Source organism: Legionella shakespearei DSM 23087, from assembly GCF_000373765.1.
In the GTDB taxonomy this organism is placed as follows: Bacteria; Pseudomonadota; Gammaproteobacteria; order Legionellales; family Legionellaceae; genus Legionella; species Legionella shakespearei.
The window spans coordinates 180,812-205,239 of sequence record NZ_KB892415.1 but is presented as its reverse complement, the minus strand read 5'-3'; the positions used below and the strand labels follow the sequence as shown (position 1 = coordinate 205,239).

Below are 24,428 nucleotides of genomic sequence, written 5' to 3'. Positions count from 1 at the left end.
TGCACACCATGAAGCTCATTGATGATGAGTACACTCATTGTATGCCTGAAATAAAAGATGGGAAGTATAGCATGTATGATCGAGAAAACGCACTGAAAGAGTGGCTGGTTAGCATCATTCCACAGAAAGATTTTATTCTGACCTCATTGACAGGTGATGCCAGTTTCAGGAGGTATTTTCGTATTCAATACAATGGGTTAAGCCAAATTGTCATGGATGCTCCACCAGGGAAGGAAGACTTGGGTCCTTTTGTTCATGTGGCCCAGACACTTGCTAAAACCGGGGTAACAACCCCTGCAATTCTTGCTATGGATTTGCAACAGGGTTTTCTGCTGTTGAGTGATTTTGGTGATGAGCTTTTACTGGGTAAGTTAAACTCGAATACTGTTGACACTTATTATCAGCAGTCAATAAACACTTTATTTAACATCCAGGCCTGTTCTATTCATGATCCCATGCTGCCTGACTTTGATAAAGAATTTATGCTAAAAGAAATGAATGTATGCAATGAATGGTTCTTCGATGCTTACCTTAAACTGGATCTGCAAAACAGTGAGGTGATGCTGGTTAAGGAAACTATGGAACGGATCGCTGAGGAAGTATCGCAACAACCGCTGACATTTATTCATCGCGATTATCATTCACGTAATTTGATGATTATTGACAATCATCATGAATCTGCTCTGGGAGTTATTGATTTTCAGGATGCCATGCGAGGACCGTTGACTTATGATTTGGTTTCACTGCTCAAGGATTGTTATATTTCATGGCCAAGAAATAAAGTGCTGCAATGGGTTCAGTTTTTTTATGAACACAGTACCGTAGCCCAAACACACTATTCTTATGCTGAATTTATTCGCGCTTTTGATCTGTGCGGATTGCAAAGGCATATTAAGGTGCTTGGTGTTTTTAGCCGCCTGTTTTTGCGTGATGGAAAATCAGGGTACCTCAAGGATTTACCCTTAACTCTGAATTATGTCCTTGAATGCTCTGAAATTTATGAAGAATTTCATCCTTTCTTTAATTTTCTCCAGAAGAGAGTTTTATTACCATGAACGTTGCAATGATCCTGGCAGCAGGACGCGGTGAACGCTTAAAACCGCTTACAGAACGCATACCTAAAGCACTTTGCATCGTAAACGGTAAACCGCTGATAGAGCACCATGTCATCAATCTGGCAAAGGCCGGTTTCGAAAAGCTGGTCGTTAACCATGCTTATCTTGGTGGCAAGATCAGACAGTATTTAGGGGATGGCACACGTTATGGAGTGACTATATCTTATTCGCCAGAACCTCCAGGAGGCCTGGAAACAGGTGGAGGGATTGTCAAAGCACTCCCATTATTGGGGGATTGCCCTTTTCTAACAGTTAATGCCGATATTTATACTGATTTTGATTTCACCAGTCTTAACATGGAACAAGTGACCTCAATGCATCTTATTCTGACGAATAAAAATCCCTCATTACAGCATCATGGTGATTTTAGCCTGGTTAATGGGAACCAACTGAATAATGAAAACCCCGAGTATACTTTTGCAGGAATTGCCGCTTATCATCCGCGGATTTTCTCGACCTGCAAACAGGGACGCTATTCTGTTGCGCCGTTGATTCGCTATCATACCGCTCAAAACAAAGCCACAGGCTCACTCCATCATGGAGCCTGGTATGACATAGGCTCCATGGAACGATTGATTGCCGCGAACAGATTTTTCAGTCAATAAGCTTAGATAGAAGCTTCTGACGGACCAGCACGAACACCTTCTTCATCCGCCATGCCTTCTTTATTATCCGTACCAGCTTCTATAGCAGCCTTCACATCCTGCTCTTTCTCTGCTTCACTGCGAGCTTCTGGGTATTTATGCTGTTGAATGGTAATTGGAATACCTTTATCTTTCAGGTACTTGGCAAAACCTTCCTGATTATTAGTTATTAATTCTTTGATCTTTTCTACCATTTTCTGTTTTTCCGCCGGATTCTGTTCCTTGGCCTGGCCATTTTCATCACATTCATGCAAGGTGCTTCCTTTACTCACTACCTCATTCTCCGCTAACCAGGCATTGAATAATTTATCCAGCAAATCAACTGCTTTAGAATCTAATGCTTTCCCATCGGCAGAATATCCCCGCAACAACTGAGCCATATCATTCAAAGCCATATCCAGTTTTATATTGCCATTGATTTCGCCATTCTCAATTGCACCTTTTAGTTTCGTTGCTGCATCATCAGCTATATTGCTCTGCATGTTGGCAAAGTTGCTTTTCTCTCCAGCCTCTCCAGACCAGGGCTGAGATTTGGAAAGCAATTTAAACTGGACGTATTTTGCAAAATCTTCAACTTTTTCCAGGATGTCCTTCGATTTATCCAGCATCTTGGCTTCAGTTAATATCTCTTTAAATCGCTGTACCAAATAGTTGGCTGCATCTATGTCATTTTCTGCGACTTTCATGGCGGCGAGTAATTCATCTTTAAGAGGCAGTCTAACCATAATTGATCTCTCTAAATATCACTTTGATAGGCTATTAATTCACTATGCATAATTCAAACCGAGTAACCTTAGTATAGCAAACCAGCGCCATTTTACTGGCAGCTGGATTTTTAATAGCTGTTAAAAGTATGTAAATTTTATAGCAGTGGAGACTTAATTGTATCCGTTACTGAATTGAAGGTTTTCTTCTTCATTGAATCAAAAGTAAACTCATCAACCAGGATAGCATCCCAACGTGCTTCTTCAGTCGCCAGCAAATCATTCATTTCCTGTTGGCTCAACTCATTGTTGCTCACTTTTTCCTGCAGTTTTTCTTTCAGATTACCAAATTTCAGTCGTTTTAAATCACTTACCTTTTTGCTTAATCCCTCGTTTTGAATGATAAGCTGCAATGCATGTTCCATTCGATCTACAGGTTGTGAAGGATCTCCTGCAAGGTAAATGTATTTTTTCAATCGATCACGGTAATGGTTATTGGTTGTCATTAAACGCGCCAGTTTCTGATCCAGTTTATCTGTTGGGTATTTCATGGTTTGCCCAAAAGGAAAAGCAATCAGGCGTGCAAGGAAACCCAATAGTTTGGAAGGGAAATTATGGCAAAGAGCGATTAGCGACTTCTGTGCATGATAGAAACAATAAGCAACAGCCCATTGCGCATGTACTTGCTCATCTGGATGATCTTGATTTAACTCTACATTACGTAAAGCAGCCATGGCCATATAAAGATAAGACATACCATCCGCAAGCCGTGCTGATACTCGTTCTTTACGTTTTAAATCACCGCCCAGGTAAATTAATGACAGATCCGCAAGCCAGGCATAAGCATGACTTAAACGCGCCAAACGCTGGTATTCTCTCTTCATGGAGTTGGCAGGAGCAGAAATGAACCGGCCGCCAGTCCAGGCAGAACATACGGTTTTAGCAAAATTCTGCATAAAATAATGGATATGCTTCCAGAGTATGTCCCTGAATGCTTCTTTATTGTCACTGGAAACCGCGTAAAACTCATCACGGATGTAGGGATGGCAAGCCATAGAGCCCTGACCAAAGATCAACAGGTTTCTGGTCATGACGTTCGCGCCTTCAACCGTAATTGAAATAGGAACACCCTGATAAAATCCGGTTAAATAATTGCGGGGACCAACCACAACCGCACGTCCCGCATGAACATCCATAGCTGAATTCACTACAACTCGTGCCAGTTCGGTATTAAAATATTTGGTAATCGCCGATGCTACAGATGGTTTTTTGTGTTCATTTACCGCTGCTACAGTTAACAAGCGAGTGGAGCTGATTAAGTAATTTAATCCGGCTATTTCCGCCAGTTTTTCAACTATACCTTCAAACTGGGCAATTTCCACATTGAACTGACGGCGAATTCGGGCGAAAGCCCCTGCGGTCAGATATGAAATTGAAGAAGAGCCAGTACCCAAAGCAGGTAAGGAGATTGAACGGCCGATGGAGAGGCACTCTACCAACATTTGCCAGCCAGCTCCGGCTTTCTTTTGTCCGCCAATGATGGTGGTGATTGGTACGAAAATATCTTTACCACGTAAAGTACCGTTCATAAACGGTTGGTCAGCGGGTAAATGCCTGTTGCCAATTTCCAGATTCTCAGTGTCTCTGGGAATCAGTAAACAGGTAATTCCCTCTTCGCCTTCACCTTGTAACAAGCCATCAGGGTCTTTTAAATTAACTGCAAGGCCAATTAAAGTCGCTACTGGCGCCAAAGTAATCCATCGCTTGTCTAAAGTAATGTTCAGACCTAATACAGACTTTCCATCAATTTTCTTCTTAACAACAATAGCATCTGACTGAATCGATGTTGCATCAGAACCTGCGCCTGGCTCAGTCAAGGCAAAACAGGGAATATCAATACCCTTGGCAAGACGAGGAAGATAATAGTTCTTCTGTTCATCCGTTCCGTAGTAATTGATTAATTCGCCTGGGCCTAATGAATTGGGCACCATGACTGTTACAGCAGCCACACCTGAGCGGCTGGCTATTTTCATTACAACATCAGAATGCATGCGCGCTGAAAACCCTTTGCCACCGTACTCCTTGGGAATTACCAGTCCTAAAAAGCCATTCTCTTTAATGTAATTCCAGACTTTTACCGGCAGATCGCGTTCCTGACTGACTTCCCAGTCATCCACCATACTACAGAGGATTTGAGTTTCATTATCGATAAAAGACTGTTCTTCTTCAGACAGTTCTGTTGCAACATGTGCAAGCCGGTCCCAATCAGGTGTTCCTGTGAAAATATCCTGCTCCAGCCAGGTATCACCAGCATTTAAAGCCTCTTCTTCGGTTTTAGATAGCTTAGGAATGGATTTGCCTGCGGTTTTATAAAAATAATCAGCAATAAAAATACGTACAGGCTCAACCTGAATGACTAAAACGGCAATAATCACAGCAGCCCAGATCAACAAGCCTATTATCCAGGGAAACCCTAAAACGAAGGTAGCTGGAATTAAATAAACTATACTCCCAATCTCCCAAACCAGAGGGTTCACTGCCCGATAGAGAACAACAAGAGTGAATGCGAGATAAATTAAAAAGAATAGAATAGCCATTAAATACCTTCCTTTGCTTTTTTATTATTGCAGATAAGATTCGTAGTATATACTCTTTACGCTTCATTTTGCGAGCATCCATCCATATGCTTTGAAAGATTAATATCAGGAGGTCAAACTTGCTAAATTTGTGTTCATCATCTAGCGTAAGTATATATGCATGGAAGAAATAGTATGATTCAACGACTGGTTTGGAATTTTGAATTTTCGCACAAAAAGGAAATCCCTCTATCGGGTCTTGTGGATAATGAACAAGACGACTTAAAATGGGAGAGGCGTTTTTTTTGGCCGGCAGATCAGATAATCAGCTTGTGCAATATCGATGATTCCTTATTGGATCTGGCTAATTACCATCAAAAGCACAAAGAGGATACCTATTATCTCCTCCCCCACAGTGACTACAACATCAAAACCCGGCGCGATGAACTGCAATTCAAACCTGTCATCAGAAAAACCTCTTCAGCAGCAGGATTTGGAATTAAAATCAATCTGGATGCAGACGATAATAGCCCAGAGTTACACGAAATGGCCCATCAGGCCAGAAAAGAAGGGAGAGCTGTTTTTGTTAAAAAAGAAGCGTTTATTTATAAATTCCATACCCATCCCAATATTAAACTTGAGCTGGCACGACTTGAAGTAAAGGGTGCAGTCTATTTTAGTGCCTGCGTTGAAGGAAAATCCCTTTTTTTAGTCGAAACCTTAAGTGAACTCTTGCTGGGCAACCAGGTTTCCTGCGAATATGTAACATTCCTGAAAAACATAACAAAACTATGATCACAACGTTGTTACAAATCATATTGAGCTTTGGAAAAATTGGCATCATTTCCCTGGGTGGTGGGAACTCGATGTTAAAGCTGCTCGAGTATGAGGCTGTTGGCTACAGACATTGGGTGGGTAATGAAGAATTCATAGGCATGTTGGGCACCAGTTTTTTGTTTCCGGGATTAACCGCAGTGAAATTATCCGCGCTTATTGGCTATAAAGCGGGCGGCCTTTTGGGGTCGACTCTTGCAGTCATTTGCCTGAATCTGCCAGGGCTGGTAATGGCAATCCTGGGCTATCACTGGCTTGCCACCCATAATGGGCCCACAACACGTAAAGTAATGATCGCCGTACAATACGGCGCATTGGCATTGCTGGCTGCGGCAACCTTCTCCGTAGCGCAAGGGGTAGTCGATATGTATTTTTCTATTTCTATAGCAATCGTCAGTATTCTTTTTTTTATTGGCCTGGCCTTTTTTAATGTTTCACCTTTTTATGGTTTTCTGGGTTTTATCGCGGCCTGCTTTTTCCTGGTGCGATAATGCGCTGTGGCTTGAGTTTTTCCTGATTAAGCTCTAACCTGAATTTAACAGTAAACAAATGGAGTTACCCTTGGAAATAGCGCTGGATAATCCAGAGTATTATATCAACAGAGAATTTTCTGCCATAGCCTTTAATCAACGGGTGCTCATGCTGGCCAATGATGAACGCGTCCCTCTATTAGAGAGAATGCGGTTTCTTAGTATTTGCAGCAGCAATCTGGACGAGTTTTTTGAAATTCGCGTTGCCGGACTTAAAGAAAAGATTGCCCTGTCATCAGGCAAATTAACCATAGACGGGTTACGCGCTGATGAGGCCTTTAGCCATATCAGTCAAAAGGCGCATGAATTAATCGATCAATTATACGGTATATTTAACAAGCAGTTGTTGCCTGCATTGCGTAAAGAAAACATTCACTTTCTCGACACTCATCAATGGACGGATGACATTCATTTATGGGCCAAGCATTATTTTAAACATGAAATTCTGCCAATTATCAGCCCTATAGCGCTTGATTTGGCACATCCATTACCCAGGCTTATCAATAAAAGCCTTAACTTTATCATTGCCCTGAGCGGTAAGGACGCCTTTGATCGTAATATTAATTATGCAGTCATTCATGCGCCCCGCTCCATTCCACGCATGATTCACTTGCCGTCTGAATTATGTGGCGATGCACATTATTTCGTTTATCTCTCTTCCATTATTAAAACGCATGTAGCCAGCTTGTTTCCTGGAATGGAAATAAGCGGTTGCTATTCCTTCCGCCTGACACGAAACAGTGACTTGTTTTTGCGCGAGGAAGAAATTGATGACCTGGCCAAGGCGGTGCAGAGAGAAATTTTCTCTCGTCATTACGGCCATGTGGTTCGATTGGAAATTGAGAATAAGTGTCCTGAAAAAATTGTTGATTTCCTGTTACAAAAATACCATTTACGTCATGAAGACACTTATTATTGTGATGGGCCGGTAAACATTCAAAGATACATGAGCGCTATTAACAGCATTGACAGGCCAGATTTGAATTATCCTGTTTTCAATGCCCAATACCCCAAATTAAGAAAATCTGAGCGCAATTTATTTAATGTCCTCGACGAACAAGACATATTACTCCATCACCCTTACCAAAGTTTTAACCTGGTCATCGATTTTGTCCGGCAAGCAGCGGCAGACCCCAATGTTCTTGCGATAAACCAGACCCTTTACCGAACCCACTCTGAATCAGTCATGGTGGATGCCCTGGTTAATGCCGCGCATTCAGGTAAAGAAGTAACGGCCGTAATTGAACTGCGTGCCCGTTTTGATGAAGAATCCAATTTGAAGCTGGCTAATAAACTGCATGCCGCAGGCATTTTGGTTCTTTACGGTGTGGTAGGTTATAAAACTCATGCCAAAATGACTCTGGTGGTGAGAAGAACACACGGTAAATTAAAACGCTATGTGCATTTAAGTACCGGTAATTATCATGAACAAACAGCCAAACGCTATACTGATATAGGTTTATTAACCTGCGAACCCACTATAACTGCGGATACCCAATTTATCTTTCAACAATTAACAGGCTTAGGCCGGGTTGTTAAATTAAAAGCCTTAAGTCATTCTCCGTTTACCCTGCAAAAAACTCTGCTGCAGCATATAGAACGATGCAGTCAGGCTGCTGCGGAAGGCGTTGATACCGAAATTATGCTGAAAGTGAATGGGTTAACCGATAAAGTAATCATTCAGGCATTGTACAAAGCCTCTCAAGCCGGAGTTAAAATTAATCTTCTCGTGCGGGGAGTATGCTGTTTAAAACCAGGCCTTCCTGGAGTATCAGAGAACATACGAGTTCTGTCCTTTATTGGCCGCTTCCTGGAGCATCATCGCATTTACTACTTCCGTATCAAGGAAGAAGAGCACATTTACTGCGCCAGTGCAGATTTGATGGAAAGGAATTTATATAACCGTATTGAGATTATGTTCCCTATTCTTGATGAGCAATGTAAAAAGCGCATCAAGAATGAAATCATCAAAAATTACCTGAAAGACAACAGTAATACCTGGGAAATGCAAAGCGATGGTACTTATAAGCCTAGTATTCAAGGTAATAATTGTGCTCAGGAGAAGTTAATTGCCCTGTATCAGGAAGAAGACCACGTGATCTGACTACAATAGCAATGTTTTACTTGCCTTTCCTGGCTCTTCTCGAGCCAGGCGAGGTAATAAATATCCGGGTAAAAGAGTTTGCAATTGATGATAAATGGCCTGAACGCGGGAAAAAGGCAAATCAAAATGAGCTGCTCCATTTACCTTATCAAGAACATGCAGGTAATAGGGCATAACCCCATATGCAAAGAGGGTATGGCTCAGAGCAGCCAAAACATGTGGATCATCATTTACTCCAGCCAGTAACACCGATTGATTCAACAAATGACAGCCGGCATTCTTCAGGGTCAGGCAAGCCTGTTGCACACTGTCATCCAGTTCCTGGGCATGGTTACAGTGCAGAACCACTACTTTTCTTAACCGGCTGGTATGCAGCATTTGCACTAATTCATCATGGACACGCTCAGGCAACACCACGGGAATACGGGTATGAATGCGCAGGGTTTGCAGATGGGGAATGTTCTCCAGATTGCGAATCAATTCAGCTAAAACCAGATCAGAGGCGAGTAAAGGATCACCTCCACTTAAAATGACCTCGGTAATACTCGGATCGCGGGCGATGTACTCATAGACCTCATGCCAACCGTTGCGACCGGGATTATTAGCCTGATAGGGAAAATGCCTTCTGAAACAATAACGGCAATTCACCGCGCAAATACCAGTTACCGTGAGCAGCACTCGCCCATGGTATTTATGAATCAAGCCTTTCACTGGGTTGGCATCGGCCTCAACCAAAGGATCGAGTACATACCCCTCCACTTGCTCCAATTCCGCTGTGGAAGCAAGAACCTGTAATAACAAAGGATCCTGAGGATTGCTTTTTTGCATCCTTTCGGCAAACCCTTGCGGAATACGGCTGGGAAATTGCTTTTCGGCAAGGCCCGGATCCTGTATTGGCAATTCTAAAAAAGTTAATAAATCAGTTGCAGAGGTGAATCCCATTGCTAATTTTTTTTGCCAACTCAAAGAGGTATCTCGCATTAATTAAACAGACTTGATAAACTGTGCGAACTGTAGCGAAAATTGAGCAAAATCTCAACTGTGGAGTTCTAATGGCAATTTATAGTACCAATGAATTTAAAAACGGCTTAAAGGTAATGGTTGATGATGCCCCATGCAGCATCCTTGACTGTGAGTTTGTAAAACCCGGTAAAGGCCAGGCATTTACCCGTATTAAAATTCGTAACTTAAAAACAGGTCGCGTGGTTGAACGTACCTTTAAATCAGGCGATACCTTACCTTCTGCTGATGTTGCTGATGTTGAAATGCAATATCTGTACAATGATGGTGAGCAATGGCATTTTATGGTTCCTGAAAACTTTGAACAGTATGCACTGAATGAAGCAGTTCTTGCAGATGCAGCACAATGGCTGAAAGAACAAGACATTTGTATCGTTACTTTATGGAATAATGATCCGATACAAGTAATGCCACCTACTTTCGTTATTTTAGAAATTGTTGAAACGGATCCAGGCCTTAAAGGTGATACTTCTGGTGGCGGTGGCAAGCCTGCCAAACTGGAAACAGGAGCAGTGGTACGTGTACCTTTATTCGTTCAGACTGGTGAATTGATTAAAGTAGATACCCGTAAAGGTGAATACGTATCTCGAGCCAAAGAATAATACCCGCCATCGTCCTGAGCGCGTCTTTTTGCGCAAAGGATCTCCTGACTTTAGCACCATGCCACTTTCAGGAGATCCTTCGCGCAAAAAGACGCGCTCAGGACGACGGGGTTCTGGGAGTGGGATTGGAAGCACTACCATTAAGTTAAGCACTACTCCGCCGTCCCGCGGCTTGTCCGCGGGATCCAGGAATATCACTCAGAACTTAGATCTCTGGATCACGCGGACAAGCCGCGGCACGGCGGAACTCTTTAACTTAATTGCAAAACTGGCTATTTCAATACCCGTTGTAATAACCACCACCCCAATAGCCGTAATTATCCCAATAGCTTGAATAATAATAGTTATTTCCCCAATAGGGTCTGTTATTATAATAGCCAACGGAATAAACATAATCATTGGTATAGCCTGGATCGTAGGCGACTGTATCAACAACTGAAACTGTTTCTACAGCACATCCCGATAAGAATACCAAGGGCACACTGACAACAAGAGCAGTAACTAATTTTTTCATGATAGCATCCTGGCAATGATTGTCATTTAATTATACGACATGTTCAATATTTACTCAAATCACCTCAAGGAAAAAGCATCCGTTGAGTGGCATTTTTGGCAAGCCTGGCGGGAAATTTAAGGTTGAAATAGTACAGGTAACGACATCCCGTATCTTGAGCCACGACCAATACGCACAATGGAGATTTATGCAGAGCTTAAGGTTTCCTGCTCTATTGCAGGCTTACACACCACTCTCCAAAACAACCTCCCAATCTATAATTATTTACTGGTTCAATCGGGATTAGTCATTACCTATATGTAGTAATAATAGACCATTATTACTCTTATTGGCAAATTTTTATACAAATAAAACTGTAATTTACTTTTTATTTCTAGCCATATGATTGGCAGAGGCTTGTACCGTAGGCATGATTATCATTTCTTCTATGGTGACATGGGCCGGGCAAGTGATGCAGTATAAAATAGCATCAGCAACATCCTCCGCAGATAAAGGCTGAAAATCCTTATAAAACTCACGCGCGCGTTCTTTATCCTTCCAACGGACTTCACTAAATTCTGTTTCTACCGCTCCTGGCGCTATTTCTGTGACGCGCACTGCTTTTCCTAACAGATCAAGGCGCATGGATTTAGACAAAGCATGCACTGCATGTTTCGTTGCCGAATAGACATTCCCATTAGGATAACATTCATGACCAGCAATAGAACCAATGTTAATCACGTGCCCCGCATCACGCTGTACCATACCGGGAATTACCTGACGGCTAACATAAAGCAAACCTTTTATATTGGTATCAATCATGGTGTCCCAATGATCTTCAATACCCTCAGTTAAAGGTAAAGTATCTAAGGCCAGACCGGCATTATTAATTAAAATATCTATAGAAGACCATTCTTCAGGTAAAGAACCCAATTGCTGCTTTACCTGGTCTTTATTACGGACATCAAGGGGGACAATATAGTGTTCTTTATGGTGTTTCTGACTCAGCTCTTTAGCCAAAGCCTCCAATCGCTCTGAACGGCGGGCGCTCAAAATAAGCCTGGCGCCTTGAGCCGCCAATACTCTGGCACATGCCTGGCCTATACCGCTGGAAGCTCCGGTTATAAGAACGATTTTGTTGGTCAAACTCATATTGATAACACCTCTTTGTTGACATGACTCTTTAGCGTTGCATGAAGAGTCACGTTCAAATCTGACGGGAATTGCAGAATAATTACAGACTATCTAAAGATGTTCAATAGGAAATGAATAATTACCAAGACAATAATAACCAAAGCAGGAACCAACAAAGACATAGAACTGTTATTGATTGGTTTTGAGCCCTGATTCACATTAACACTCAAGCCTTCGGCATTTCTGGAATCATAGAAGGTATCTTTATCTACGACTATAGCCTGAGGAGGCAGTTGTTCTGATTCGGTTTTAATGCGGGATGATTTTTTTACCGCGGTGCCAATGGCAAAAAACTCGATCAATCCATTCCCTAATTGGTAGACATAAGTTTTAACCCCTACTACATCATCAGCACCTATGGATCGTGCTTCTTCATTAATAATTGCAATGGCATTTTCGCGGGCATCGTAAATCATACGGGTTAATTCATTGATTTCACCCCTGACAAAAGACTTTAAGGTAGAGGTGATGCCGCCAAGCAGCCCCAGAGAATATACGGACGTCCCCAATAATAACTTCATAGGCGCATACCCCATATTCGCCATGTTCCACATTTCTATATTGGTCATGTCACTGGTTACTATATCATTACCCGCATCTGTGTTTAACTGCTCATTGTGCGATGCAGTACCAATCATCAGCATTTCATTAACCCCTCCGAAGGGTAAAACCGTTGTTTTAATCCCCAACACCGCATTGGCTTTATAGGTACGGGCATGATCAATGATCCGGTTTAAAGCCAGATGCCGTGTCTTGTTAAAGATATCAGAAAACTCCTTGATTTCGCCTCGCCCCAAAGTTTTTAAACCACCCAAAAGGCCGCGGCCCAGCCCCATAGAGTAAGCAACATTACCAAAGGAAAAACAGATGGGCCTATAGCCTGCATCCAACTGTGCATATAATTCTTGTCCATCAGCAGAGGTAGAAAATTTAGCCCTGTCGGCACCATTTACAGCGTGAATTACTGATCCTATGGATAGAAATTCAACATTACCACCGTGGATGATTAATTGGCTGGTTACACCGGTGATGCCAGTCGCCTCATTAGTAACCGCTTCTTGTAACATGCGTTTATAGGCTGTTTCTCTTCCTTCTTCTATAAGGCTGGTAATTTGTTGTAATTCACCTCCTAACATCGCTTTCAGGCCTGAGCCAACACTGCCGATGATGCCCAGGGAATGAACGCTATTACCCACAACTATAGTCCCGGGTGCATAATTTTTTAATGCCAGACAAAATAATTCATTACCTGATAGACCTGTAGTCACGGCCATGATTCCCCCTGATAATTGGATAGCCAATATTTTCGTATGTCCTGGGTATAAGTGTAGCCACTTTTTATAAAATCAGTTTTTATGGAATAATTAGGTCAAGAGTGCTCAGCACGCTCAGCACCTTCGGTACTGTTTCCTTCACTGTATGAATGAGAGCCCACGCCAGCTAAACGCCCATTGTTCACAATTAAATACTCATCTCTGATGGGCTTATTATTAAACCAACACTCCAGAATTTCTCTGACTCCCGCAGCATATCGTGCCTGAGCAGACAAGGAAGTACCTGAAGTATGAGGTGTCATCGCATGATGAGGCATGGTTCTCCAGATATGGTCATTTGCTGGAGGTTGAGGGAACCAGACGTCACCAGCGTAGCCGGCTAAATGGCCTGACTTAAGCGCGTCAGCAACAGCCTCTTTATTGCAGATTTTCCCGCGGGCCGTATTAATCAAATAACTGCCGCGTTTCATTTTTTTAATTAATTGCTCATCGAAAAGATGCTCTGTCTCCGGGTGGAGAGGACAATGGATGGATACCACGTCACATACCTTGACCAGGGATTCAACTGTAGGGTGATAAGTTAGATTTAATTCTTTCTCCAATTCCAAGGGCAAGCGATGTCTATCCGTATAATGTAACCCTACCTCAAAAGGTTTCAAGCGTTTTAAAACAGCTAAACCAATTCGACCTGCAGCCACAACCCCCACCTGCATTCCTTCCAAATCGTAGGAACGACTTACACAATCAGCAATATTCCACCCGCCATTCAGTACCGTTTGATATTGAGGAATAAAATCACGCACTAAGGATAAAATCATCATCACTGTATGTTCTGCAACACTGATACTATTACAGAACGTCACTTCACATACCGTAATGTTATGTTCCATGGCTGCCGCTAAATCGACATGATCCGAACCAATTCCTGCAGTAATGGCCAATTTTAAATTGGGAGCACTTTCTATACGTTCGCGGGTTAAATAAGCAGGCCAGAACGGCTGAGAGATGACTATATTGGCATCTTTCAATTCTTTGGCAAATACTGAATTAGGGCCTTCTTTATCACTGGTCACTACAAAACGATGTCCCTGATGTTCCAGGAAATGTTTTAAACCTAAGCCACCACTTACAGAACCTAATAAATCACCAGGATTAAAATCAACTGTCGATGGCGAAGGAAGACTTTGGCCATCTGGGTATTGAGCCAATTCAGGAATGAAATCACGGGCGTATTGGGGTGGGAAACCGCTTTTTGGATCATCGTATAGAACACACACTACTTTTTGTTGCGCTTGATGCGACATGCAATACTCCTTTATTAAATAAATAATTCCTGTTATCAGGCACCGCTGTCATACTAAATGAAAAGCAGGTATTGAGACCAGATCTTTTTATCCTCTACACATTGGACTTTTTAATTCGCGTAGGGCTATATTTATCAATTGATTATTGAATTTTAAGGGAGTAAAGATGTCTGAACGTGATTGGCCGGCTAGTGATTATGCGATTGGCTCTTATATTCAAGCAACAATCGCCGATCATTATGTATCCGATTTAAGAATCAACCCATCGGCTAAAGTATTGGATATAGGCTGTGGCAATGGCAGTTACACGCGCAAGATTCTTGATAAGGTACCTCAAGGTTCAGTTCTGGGAATTGATGCCTCGGAAAATATGCTGCAATTGGCTCAGGAAGTCTGTGAAGATTATCCCAATTTTTCTCTGAAAAAGGCTGATGTACTTAGTATGGAGTTTAACGCACAGTTTGATTATCTTGTCTCCTTTTGGTGTTTACAATGGGCTAATGATATTCACAAAGCCTTTACAAACATGGTTAACGCCCTGAAACCCGGAGGAAAATTCTTTACTCTTTTTCCGGCCGGTGATGATCCCTTTATCATGGGTTATTATGCGCTCAGAGATTCAGGACAATTTAAAACCTTGCATGATTTTAAACCACCTGTGAATTATTCCAATCTGGAGAATCTGGCGAAAAGACTGGAAACTATCTCCTGCAAAAATTTGAACGTGCAATTATGCCGTGAATCCATCACCTTGCCTTCGCTGGATGTTTTTAAAAAATTTGTAAATGGTATTGCCTTTTACCAGGGGCAACTTTCTGAATCAGAAGTCAGGGAAGTAAATGACGCACTGGTACGCTATTTTGATGATGAATGTCAGAAAAAATATGAAGGGGAGTATCAGTTTAATCTTACTGTTTATTTGGTTTCGGGGGAAAGGTAATTTTAGGGAGTGGCTAAGCGAAGTGCCTAATGCTATTAAGTTGTCGGAGTTCTAGAAAAGAAGCAAGATTTTTGCATTGGCACGCTCCGTTCGTGCTGAGGAGGCGCGGCTTTTTGCGCCGTCTCGAAGCACTGGCACAGATTTTTTGTCCTGAGTATGCTTCGAGACGGGGTTACCACCCCTCCTCAGCTCGAACGGGCCGGTGAGTGGGATGGAATAAGAAAACCCTTATTTGGAGTTCACATCAGTTCTGAATAACACTGTAACTTTTTTTGCCCTCGCACAATCCGTTCGCGCTGAGGAAGTGCTGCTTTTGGCGCTGCCTCGAAGCACTGGCACAAAGCTTTTGCCCTGAGTATGCTTCGAGACGGGGTTACCACCCCTCCTCAGCTCGAACGGGCCGGTGAGTGGGATGGAATAATAAAACCCTTATTTGGAGTTCACATCAGTTCTGAATAACACTGTAACTTTTTTTGCCCTCGCACAATCCGTTCGTGCTGAGGAGGCGCGTCTTTTTGCGCCGTCTCGAAGCACTGGCACAAAGCTTTTGCCCTGAGTATGCTTCGAGACGGGGTTACCACCCCTCCTCAGCTCGAACGGGCCGGTGGGTGGGATGGAATAAGAAAACCCTTATTTGGAGTTCACATCAGTTCTGAATAACACTGTAACTTTTTTGCCCTCGCACAATCCGTTCGTGCTGAGGAGGCGCGTCTTTTTGCGCCGTCTCGAAGCACTGGCACAAAACCTTTGCCCTGATGCATGCTTCGAGACGGGGTTACCACCCCTCCTCAGCACGAACGGGCCGGTAAGTGGGATGGAATAATAAAACCCTTATTTGGAGTTCACATCAGTTCTGAATAACACTGTAACTTTTTTTGCCCTGGCACAATCCGTTCGTGCTGAGGAGGCGCGGCTTTTTGCGCCGTCTCGAAGCACTGGCACAAACTTTTTGCCTTGGTGCCTGCTTCGAGACGGGGTTACCACCCTTCCTCCGCTCGAACGGGGCAGGGAGTATCTGAAAACTAAGATGCTGCGATTAATTTTTTTACTTTGGCCAGGAAGGTTGGGCCAGGATCGGTTTTGTCTGTTTGATAATTGGGGTCTTTCTCTAACCATAATGGCGTGTTTTTATAGCTCAGATAATCATTATGGCCTATAACACGTTCGATAGTCGGGTATTTCTTCTTTAAATAACAAACAAGAAAGGCATTTGCCTTAACTTGTTCAGGGGTTAAATCATCTTTACCATCAACGCCGCCAATATTTTCAATGCCTATTGCATAATGATTGAGGCCTATAACATGTCTTGCCATCCAGTTGTCTGGCATGAGCTGATAAATACTGCCATCTCGATCGACCAGATAGTGGCTGGAAACGTTCAAATCGCCTGGCAGTTCACTTCTTCGCGGAGAACTTTTAGGTAAGGCAGATGGATTGAAAATTCGGAACGTGACATCAAGGGATGAGATGCATGTCCAATGCAAGACTATCATTTTAGGCTCAATTTCAATTGATTTCGAATTGATGCCGTAATGGGTCAATTGGTATTCGCGGGTCAGTTTAATGCGCTCTTTATCAAAGAGTATGGGCTTTTGTTTGATCGTTTGCGGATCATAACAGGAAAAGGTATAGCCCAGGTTGCTTATCAAAAAGCAGGTGATTGCAAGGATAATTTTCATGACTGGAAGTGTATCACGAGCCAATTAATAGAACAATAAATTCAATGAGTTAAGGAAACGGAACAGTTGGCTGTATTAAAAGAGACTGTGACAGCAAATGTCTGTTCCTTCCCGGATTCACATCGTTCCTCGATCTACGTCGTCCTGAGCGCGTTTTTTTGCGCGAAGGATCTCCCTGATTTGGCATGGTGTGCTACTTATTTTGTAGCTGTAATATGGGGATTGGCTCATTGCCACTTCTATCCCGGCTGCGAGCAGACCGGGCTACGCACTGTGCTATTTCGGAGCAACTTTTCTCTGAATTCACGGGCACAGGCTTTCCATTTCAAGCAAATACGCTTTGGTATCAAGCCCTCCTGCAAAACCACACAAAGCACCATCAGAACCGATAACCCGATGACATGGGACGATAATTGATATCGGGTTTTTACCATTAGCAGCACCTACAGCACGCACCGCTTTGTCATGGCCAATTTGTTTTGCTATCTGGGCATAAGTGCGCTTTTCACCAAAGGGGATGGTCATTAATGCATGCCAGACTTTCTTTTGAAATTCAGTCCCTGACATGTGAAGAGGCAGAGTGAATTGCTTTAACTTTTGCGCAAAGTAATCGTTTAATTGCTGTTCGGCGTTGAGGAGTAAAGGGAGCTGCTCATTTAATTGCAATTCTTTTAAAGGAATCCGGCCAGGTTTGTCATTTTCCCACAGCACCGCTGCCAAGCCGTGTTCCGTGGCAACCAATTTCAACTCACCCACTGGTGATGTCATCATTTTGTAACAATAATTCATTTTTTTCGTCCTGCTGGTAATCTCTTTAAATTATAATGCAATGTACTCATTTATCTCGCCGTTTTCGGACATGGAAACTGGTATTCTATTCATGTCCGAAAACGGCGAGCCACGTGATGCTGTGTGTTCTAAACTTAGATAAGAACCTCTAAATGATTAGCTGTCATGATTGATAATAATGTAGCTTATAATGCCCTGCTATCACGTGATATTCGCTTTGATGGCGTTTTTTTTACTGGTGTTACTTCCACTGGTATTTATTGCAGACCCATTTGCCCTGCCAAAACACCCAAACAGGAAAATTGCCGGTTTTTCAATAGCCGTGAAGCAGCTGAAAAAGAATCGTTTCGACCGTGCCTGCGTTGTCGCCCTGAACTCGCGCCAGGTAATGCCCCTGTGGACAGTACGCGCCGTACCGCCCATTTAATTGCCCAACGCCTGGAAGAAGGGCAAATCATTGATGCGCTCTCTATTGAGGCAATTGCCCAGCAATTTGCAATCAGCTCTCGCCAGTTACGTCGTATCGTTCATAAGGAGTTTGGCACATCCCCAATTGAATTAATTCAAATTCGCCGTTTGCTTTTGGCGAAACAATTACTTAGCGAAACCTGCTTGCCCGTTATTAGTATTGCTTTTGCCAGCGGCTTTAGCAGTTTACGCCGTTTTAACGAAGTATTTCGCACGCATTACAAAATGCCGCCTACCCATTTTCGTAAAGCAATTACCAGGGAAAATAAAGAGCACGACTTACCCGCTACCTTAAGTTTGCAATTGAACTATCGGCCACCTTACAACTGGATAAGCCTGCTCGAATTTCTTAAAGCCAGAATGATAAAAGGGGTTGAACAAATCAGTGAGGACAGTTACATGCGCACTGTGCGCCTGGGCTCTTATAAGGGATGGATAAAAGTAACTCATGCTCCTGAACGTTATGCATTAAAAGTAGAACTGTCTTCCTCCCTGACCCCGGTATTACCCGCCCTGCTATGCCAACTCCGCCATTTATTTGATTTAAATGCACGACCCGATCTTATTGCCGCACATTTGATGAAAGATCCTCATTTGTCCTCTGCAGTGAATAAAAATCCTGGCCTTCGAGTCCCTGGAGCTTTTGATGGCTTTGAAATGGCAATAAGAGCGGTACTTGGCCAGCAAATCACCGTTAAAGCAGCCACCACGCTTTCCTGTCGATTTGCCCAGGCTTTTGGTGAATACATTGAAACCCCTTTTCCGGAACTCGACCGCCTCACCCCCTTATCAACAGATATAAGTAAAAAGACGGTCAATGATATTGCCGAACTGGGGATTATCAGTACACGGGCACGATGCATTCTTGCTTTGGCAGAGGCTTACAGTTCCGGAACCCTCTGTCTTGATGGAGGCATGAATCCGGAGCTCACTATGCAAAAGCTGGAACAACTGCCAGGCATTGGCCCATGGACAGCACATTACATAGCTATGCGTGCTTTGCGCTGGCCTGATGCCTTTGTTAAGGAAGATATAGTAATCCGCAAAAATCTGGGGGGTATCAGTGCAAAACATGCAGAAGAACTATCACAGGTCTGGCGCCCCTGGCGCAGTTATGCAACGCTGCATATTTGGAATAATCCCGGGATGATTGGGTAAGACGGGATCAAAATTTCATCTGATGTTCCTGAGATGAATTAGCATCTGTTCCGCATATCCTGGAAACCCAGACCATCAAATTATTGTTTTTACTTTGTGCTGCCAAATCCCACAGCGTCTGCCCTTGACAATCGGTTGCGTTCACATTCGCCATCTGTCCTACCAGCCATTGCACTACAGGAAGATTTCCACTTTTTGCAGCACTCAATAAGGGTGTCATCCCAAAAGTATCGCGGGCTTCCAGAGATTTCTTGTCCTTAAAACAAAGAGCCGCAAACTCTTCGGTTCCGTATTGAGCAGCATAATGCAGTGGCGTACGCTTTTCTGCATCCCGGACGCCACTCATCTCGGGAATAGACATTAATTTTTCGACAACCGATAACTGGCGATTTAAAATGGCTACATGAATGGGGTATTTCAAAAAATTATTAGTAACAAATAAAAGATGCCGCGGGAGTTCCTGGATCAGTGTGTCAAAACCGTTACTTGCCATTAAATGCGCCACCGTATCGCCATTAGTATCGACAGCGTTCACCAGTGCAGGCATTTTGGCAAGCAACAAACGAAATATCCCTATTTTGGTTTGCTTCAGTTTTGCTTCATATATTATAGGTAAAACTAACGCCGTATAAAGTGGAAATTGCTTATTGTTATTTATTTTGTCTGGCAAAACGCCTAAAGACAGTAATTGGTTAACCGTATAAATATGCCCTGCTAAAGCAGCCAAATGCAAAGGAGTCATCCCTGCAACATTACCTTTGTTAAGCAATTCAGGAGAGAACAGTTCAGCTTTCTGTGCTAAAAAGCGATCGTAACCTTTATAGGCCGCATATTGAATGCAGTTCATATGATTCAGGGCAGGATCCACAGCGCTGAAATCTCGGGATGCCACAGGTAAAAAAACGGTCAAATAGTGTTCGGCCAATTTCATGTAAGCTGTATAGCGTTCTTTATCAGTACCTGTAAAGACAACATCTTGTGATATATGTTCCTTACACCAGGAGGCCAAATCATTCAATTGTTCCTTGCTCGTAAATTGTTGGCTTAAGTTTAACTGCCTGCGTAAGCCGTCAAATGTTGTAATCATGATACCCCTCAATTGCGTTTGCCTTTGCCATGAGAAACAGAACTATCGGCTTTATCCTCTTCTGAATCTTTGAATTCTGTATAACGCTCCTTCAATGAGCGAAACGAAGAGGACGCTTTTTTCTCATCAACTTCTGTGCGGCTGGCTTTTGCTGCTTTAGCTGATCCAGATTTGCCTAAAGCAACTCTGACTGCCACCAACTCTGGCACGTCCTTATATTCAGGCTCAATTGAAAAAACCTTCCCTCGCAGTTCTACCGGTACGTTCAATAAAGCAGTTTCGATTTGCTCAGCCTTGTTTTTCTTGCCTGAAGAAAAAAATGATTTAGACTCGTTACGATAACGGGCAATAATGCCTTTGATTTGCTTCGCTACAGAGGAATCCATGGCTTCAAGTTGATTCTGCAACTCTCCTTTAAGCTGGGACAAAGAGTTAATTGAAGCAGTACTGAAAATCCTGTCTTCCAATTGCCCCCTGTAGGCAAACATAAGGGTGTCATCTGCCTTGATTTTATACTGGTCCATAGCCATGGTCAGTTCAAAGCATTCTTGCCTCAACTCTTGCTGCGCCGTCAATACGGCAGCATGCTTTTTCTTTAATACAGTCATTAACTTATTTATTGCGATAGCATCCTGGTGCGTATCCAAATCCTTAACCTTTGCTTTAAGACGCTCGCTCAACGCACTGTCGTCAATGTCATTAATAAGCGTTGCCAAAGTACGACATTCTATTTTTCTTAATTCGTAGGTCAGAGCAAGTGCAGAATGTAAATCACTTACTGCAGAGATTTTTTTATGCAGACCACCATCCAAATCACTATCAGGGTCAAGCCTGGTTATTTCATCCAGTATTTCCCGACAGGATTTTTTCATGCTTTTTAATTCAGCTTTATCGTCTTCGAGAAGTTCATCCAGTTCTTTTTTCAATTGAATCAGCTCCTGAATACTGTTAGCTTCAGTAAACTTCTGCTGATAATCGCTTGTCTGTAAATCCGGATCAATAGCAATTAATTTTTGGAACACATCGCTGCATTTATCTTGTGTATCCTTAAATTCCTTAACTTCCAATGCTCTTAGCTCTTGCAGAGCTGCAGCAACTGACAGCCGATCAGCAGGTTTCGTTTTAACGAGCTTTGTTATCAGTGCTATCAAATCCTTTCCTGAAGCGGTTTGAAATGCATCAGACGAGAAATCAAAATCTTTTCCCTCGTGTTTATATGCTAAATACTCATCGTTACAGCCACTGACGTATTGGTACAAATTTTTTCCCAACATGTAAGCATGCATGGCATCAACATCGATTTTATCCTTGTTCATTTCAGGTGGTTTCATATACGCAGTACGAATCAGATGGTAATGTCTTTGTTGATTATCAATTACTCCTCCTGGTGCCGAAAGAAAAGATTTACCATCGGCAATTTTCAACTTTTCATTTTCATCAATCAACCAGTTGGTGTTTTTAGGATCGGGAAAAGCATTACCTGAAATCCTGACTTTTTCAAAGATTTCACCCATCTGAGAATAAATATCATAAGCAGAACTTAACCGACTTTTGTTATCTTTGATTCTTTTGCCATGCGATTCAAGGTCGCCGCCCTTACAGAACTCTGTAACCACAAGCCCTCTGGTTTCTGTCTGTTGGGTGTTTACCTCGTGACCTGTTTTCTGATTTATTTTTCTGTAGTTCTTCGTGATCACTGTTGGTCTGCTTGCGTAAGTAGCAGTCAGGGTGCCACTTAATGCATTTTCAGCAAGATAAGTCTCCACTTCTCTTGGAACACCCAGTCGATTTTCTATTTTCAGCACCCATTCAACACCTGAGCTATTTTCTATTACTTTAAAGTTTTTAGAATTATTGCCCCCGAGAAATTCGATACGGTGAGCTCCTAAAAACTGCATAAATTCAGCATAACCTTTATCTTTTGGACCATATAATTTTGCCAAATTGTCAATTTTAAAATTGGCTCCTTTGGATAATTCAAGAACAAGATTCGTTGCTTTTGTGGGACTCATACCAGAAATCACATCAGGAAGGCTTTGTGGTGCTACAGTTTTCTTAATTATATCATCAGGATATACTTGTTCCAGATAAGACAATTTTGTATTAATCGCAAAGATTAAGTTCCTAAACTGATCTGCACGCTCTGGGCGCAGATCTATCATGGCAATATTTAATCTTAGCATTTTCTTTAATTGCACCAGATCTCTGTACATTTTCTCTGGATCCTCTTCTCCGGCTATTTTTTGTACAAAATTATGGATATTTTTTTTGTATGGAAAATTCAATTCTCCCAAAAAATATTGAGTGCTATCTGGTGTATGATTTAACATTGAGTCCAGCATAATAAGATCAGTTGAATGGGCGGCCTTGAGAGATGACGTTCTATCGAATTCCGAGACACTAAAATTATTAATATTATCCAGCCCCTGGGCTTTAAACTCTTTCTTCAGTTCACGATACATTGATTCATATAATAGCTGTGCGACATGAAACTCTTTTGCTATTGAATCCCCAGCATATCGCTCAGTAATATATTGATGATAATAATAAATTTCGATCAATATCTCGTTCTTTAGATGATCAGGTGCGACATTGTATTCAGTTATCAAGCGGTTTAATGAATCAATATCTTCATTTAGGTAAGTAATAAATTTTTTAAATGATACATCTTTGGATTTAGTCGTTAAGGTGTCAAATGTTTTCATGAGCAAACAGCTCCATCAAATCTAACCCCGTGCTGGTCAGAGAATTTATAAAATCCTTTCTTTGTAGTATAGACAATAATTTTTATAGGGCGAGTAGACTCATTCACGACGTCCTGAGCGCGTCTTTTGGCGCGAAGGATCTCCAAATACTGGCACCATGCCGCGCTCAGGACGACGTGGATCTGAAGCGCTTTGGATGTAGCACAATGCCGTAGCCCGGTCTGCTTGCAGCCGGGATGGTGCTACTTCGATCCCGGCTGCAAGCAGACCGGGCTACACGCCTGCCATGGGTTTCGTTGTCGATTTGTGATAGAATCTGCGAAAAAAGTACCTCATGAGATCGCTATGCCAAAATCTGTTACTACCTGGGCTGATGTTTTAGGCGATGAAAAACTGCAGCCTTATTTTAAATCCATATTGCACTTTCTTGCGGAAGAAAAAAAAGCAGGAAAAGTAATATATCCTGCTCAAAATGAGCTTTTCAGTGCGTTTAAAGAAACAGCTTATGCTGAAATTAAAGTAGTTATTATTGGGCAAGACCCTTATCATGGCCCAGGCCAGGCACATGGACTTTCTTTTTCAGTGAAACCCGGTGTTCCCCCTCCGCCTTCACTAAAAAATATATTTCAGGAATTAAAAAATGATTTGAATGTACCCATTCCCAATCATGGCTGTTTAAAATCCTGGGCGAACCAGGGAGTATTATTATTGAATACCGCCTTAAGTGTGGAGCGGAACAAACCCCAATCGCATGCCAATATAGGCTGGACAGAATTTACCGATAACGTCATTCGTAAATTAAATCTTCATCCCCAGCCACTGGTGTTTTTACTCTGGGGGGCACACGCCAAAAACAAGCGCATGCTCATTACTGACAAAAAACATCTTATCCTTACTGCAGCCCATCCATCACCCTATTCAGCAGATCAAGGATTTTTTGGTTGCCGCCATTTTTCCAGGGCGAACGCTTTTTTACAAGAGCGGGGACGTACTCCCATAGATTGGACCTTGTAAGATTGAGCATTAATTTTTAATCTGATTTGCTTCAGACAAAAACAGAAGCTATGTTAAAAAGAAGGCAATTAACGCGTTGGGGAAAAAATCATGATAATCTGGGCTTACATATGCTTAGCTATATCAGTTATCGCAGCATGGTTTGCCTATACACGTCCCAAATCGACTACTACCTTGATTGCAAAGGTAATTTT

At 42.4% G+C, this 24,428-nt stretch carries 20 protein-coding genes; 9 read left to right on the top strand and 11 right to left on the bottom strand.

Annotated features, from left to right (window positions below):
* The first annotated feature begins 71 nt into the window (after positions 1-71).
* Together B094_RS0111805 and murU are read left to right on the top strand one after the other, a co-directional pair.
* Positions 72-1,055 (top strand): phosphotransferase, encoded by a 984-nt coding sequence (locus B094_RS0111805; protein WP_018578023.1) that lies wholly within the window; start codon positions 72-74, stop codon positions 1,053-1,055.
* Positions 1,052-1,720: an N-acetylmuramate alpha-1-phosphate uridylyltransferase MurU gene (gene murU / locus B094_RS0111800; protein WP_018578022.1), complete on the top strand. Its 669-nt coding sequence runs from the start codon at positions 1,052-1,054 to the stop codon at positions 1,718-1,720. Before B094_RS0111805 ends, murU begins: the two co-directional genes overlap by 4 nt.
* Before the next feature lie 2 nt (positions 1,721-1,722).
* Here the strand turns inward: murU and B094_RS16555 are convergent, their stop codons facing one another.
* Both B094_RS16555 and B094_RS0111790 read right to left on the bottom strand, forming a co-directional pair.
* Positions 1,723-2,484 carry a hypothetical protein gene (locus B094_RS16555; RefSeq protein WP_018578021.1) on the bottom strand — a complete coding sequence of 254 codons (762 nt, stop codon included), beginning with the start codon at positions 2,482-2,484 and terminating at the stop codon, positions 1,723-1,725.
* 137 nt (positions 2,485-2,621) lie between these two features.
* Complete coding sequence (locus B094_RS0111790; RefSeq protein WP_018578020.1) at positions 2,622-5,060, bottom strand: acyl-CoA dehydrogenase; 2,439 nt, start codon at positions 5,058-5,060, stop codon at positions 2,622-2,624.
* A 174-nt stretch (positions 5,061-5,234) separates the two neighbouring features.
* On the opposite strand from B094_RS0111790, the gene B094_RS0111785 reads away from it, so the two are divergent.
* The 3 genes from B094_RS0111785 to ppk1 all read left to right on the top strand — a co-directional run bounded on the left by B094_RS0111785 (position 5,235) and on the right by ppk1 (position 8,507).
* Positions 5,235-5,834: a hypothetical protein gene (locus B094_RS0111785; protein WP_018578019.1), complete on the top strand. Its 600-nt coding sequence runs from the start codon at positions 5,235-5,237 to the stop codon at positions 5,832-5,834.
* On the top strand, positions 5,831-6,364 hold the full coding sequence (locus tag B094_RS0111780; RefSeq protein ID WP_018578018.1) for a chromate transporter: 534 nt from the start codon (positions 5,831-5,833) through the stop codon (positions 6,362-6,364). Before B094_RS0111785 ends, B094_RS0111780 begins: the two co-directional genes overlap by 4 nt.
* Positions 6,365-6,434: 70 nt before the next feature.
* Entirely contained in the window at positions 6,435-8,507 is a 2,073-nt protein-coding gene (gene ppk1 / locus B094_RS0111775; RefSeq protein WP_018578017.1) for a polyphosphate kinase 1, read from the top strand.
* Here the strand turns inward: ppk1 and epmB are convergent, their stop codons facing one another.
* On the bottom strand, positions 8,508-9,488 hold the full coding sequence (gene epmB, locus B094_RS0111770) for an EF-P beta-lysylation protein EpmB (RefSeq protein WP_018578016.1): 981 nt from the start codon (positions 9,486-9,488) through the stop codon (positions 8,508-8,510).
* Positions 9,489-9,559: 71 nt separating this feature from the next.
* Between epmB and efp the strand changes: the two genes are divergently transcribed.
* On the top strand, positions 9,560-10,129 hold the full coding sequence (efp, locus tag B094_RS0111765) for an elongation factor P (RefSeq protein WP_018578015.1): 570 nt from the start codon (positions 9,560-9,562) through the stop codon (positions 10,127-10,129).
* Between the two features lie 277 nt (positions 10,130-10,406).
* Here efp and B094_RS0111760 read toward each other — a convergent pair whose 3' ends face one another.
* From B094_RS0111760 to B094_RS0111745, 4 genes are all read right to left on the bottom strand, one after another.
* Entirely contained in the window at positions 10,407-10,643 is a 237-nt protein-coding gene (locus B094_RS0111760; RefSeq protein WP_018578014.1) for a hypothetical protein, read from the bottom strand.
* Between the two features lie 360 nt (positions 10,644-11,003).
* Complete coding sequence (locus B094_RS0111755; RefSeq protein WP_018578013.1) at positions 11,004-11,774, bottom strand: SDR family NAD(P)-dependent oxidoreductase; 771 nt, start codon at positions 11,772-11,774, stop codon at positions 11,004-11,006.
* An 89-nt stretch (positions 11,775-11,863) separates the two neighbouring features.
* Entirely contained in the window at positions 11,864-13,090 is a 1,227-nt protein-coding gene (locus B094_RS0111750) for a heavy metal-binding domain-containing protein (RefSeq protein ID WP_018578012.1), read from the bottom strand.
* A gap of 95 nt (positions 13,091-13,185) precedes the next feature.
* Positions 13,186-14,394 (bottom strand): NAD-dependent formate dehydrogenase, encoded by a 1,209-nt coding sequence (locus B094_RS0111745; protein WP_018578011.1) that lies wholly within the window; start codon positions 14,392-14,394, stop codon positions 13,186-13,188.
* Between the two features lie 166 nt (positions 14,395-14,560).
* Between B094_RS0111745 and B094_RS0111740 the strand changes: the two genes are divergently transcribed.
* Positions 14,561-15,334, top strand: a complete 774-nt coding sequence (locus B094_RS0111740) for a class I SAM-dependent methyltransferase (RefSeq protein ID WP_018578010.1) — start codon at positions 14,561-14,563, stop codon at positions 15,332-15,334.
* A gap of 1,022 nt (positions 15,335-16,356) precedes the next feature.
* Here the strand turns inward: B094_RS0111740 and B094_RS0111735 are convergent.
* Both B094_RS0111735 and B094_RS0111730 read right to left on the bottom strand, forming a co-directional pair.
* Positions 16,357-17,013 carry an N-acetylmuramoyl-L-alanine amidase gene (locus B094_RS0111735; RefSeq protein WP_018578009.1) on the bottom strand — a complete coding sequence of 219 codons (657 nt, stop codon included), beginning with the start codon at positions 17,011-17,013 and terminating at the stop codon, positions 16,357-16,359.
* Positions 17,014-17,316: 303 nt separating this feature from the next.
* Positions 17,317-17,802: a methylated-DNA--[protein]-cysteine S-methyltransferase gene (locus B094_RS0111730; protein ID WP_018578008.1), complete on the bottom strand. Its 486-nt coding sequence runs from the start codon at positions 17,800-17,802 to the stop codon at positions 17,317-17,319.
* A 165-nt stretch (positions 17,803-17,967) separates the two neighbouring features.
* Here B094_RS0111730 and B094_RS0111725 point away from each other — a divergent pair, with 165 nt between their 5' ends.
* Positions 17,968-19,428: an AlkA N-terminal domain-containing protein gene (locus tag B094_RS0111725; protein ID WP_018578007.1), complete on the top strand. Its 1,461-nt coding sequence runs from the start codon at positions 17,968-17,970 to the stop codon at positions 19,426-19,428.
* A gap of 7 nt (positions 19,429-19,435) precedes the next feature.
* Here B094_RS0111725 and B094_RS0111720 read toward each other — a convergent pair whose 3' ends face one another.
* Positions 19,436-20,515 (bottom strand): ankyrin repeat domain-containing protein, encoded by a 1,080-nt coding sequence (locus tag B094_RS0111720; protein ID WP_018578006.1) that lies wholly within the window; start codon positions 20,513-20,515, stop codon positions 19,436-19,438.
* A gap of 8 nt (positions 20,516-20,523) precedes the next feature.
* The gene (locus B094_RS0111715) at positions 20,524-23,220 is read right to left on the bottom strand and encodes a protein kinase family protein (protein WP_018578005.1); all 2,697 of its coding nucleotides are present in this window, start codon (positions 23,218-23,220) and stop codon (positions 20,524-20,526) included.
* 345 nt (positions 23,221-23,565) lie between these two features.
* On the opposite strand from B094_RS0111715, the gene ung reads away from it, so the two are divergent.
* A complete protein-coding gene (gene ung, locus B094_RS0111710) occupies positions 23,566-24,234 on the top strand; it encodes a uracil-DNA glycosylase (RefSeq protein ID WP_018578004.1) in 669 nt (222 codons plus the stop codon).
* The last annotated feature ends 194 nt before the right edge of the window (positions 24,235-24,428 follow it).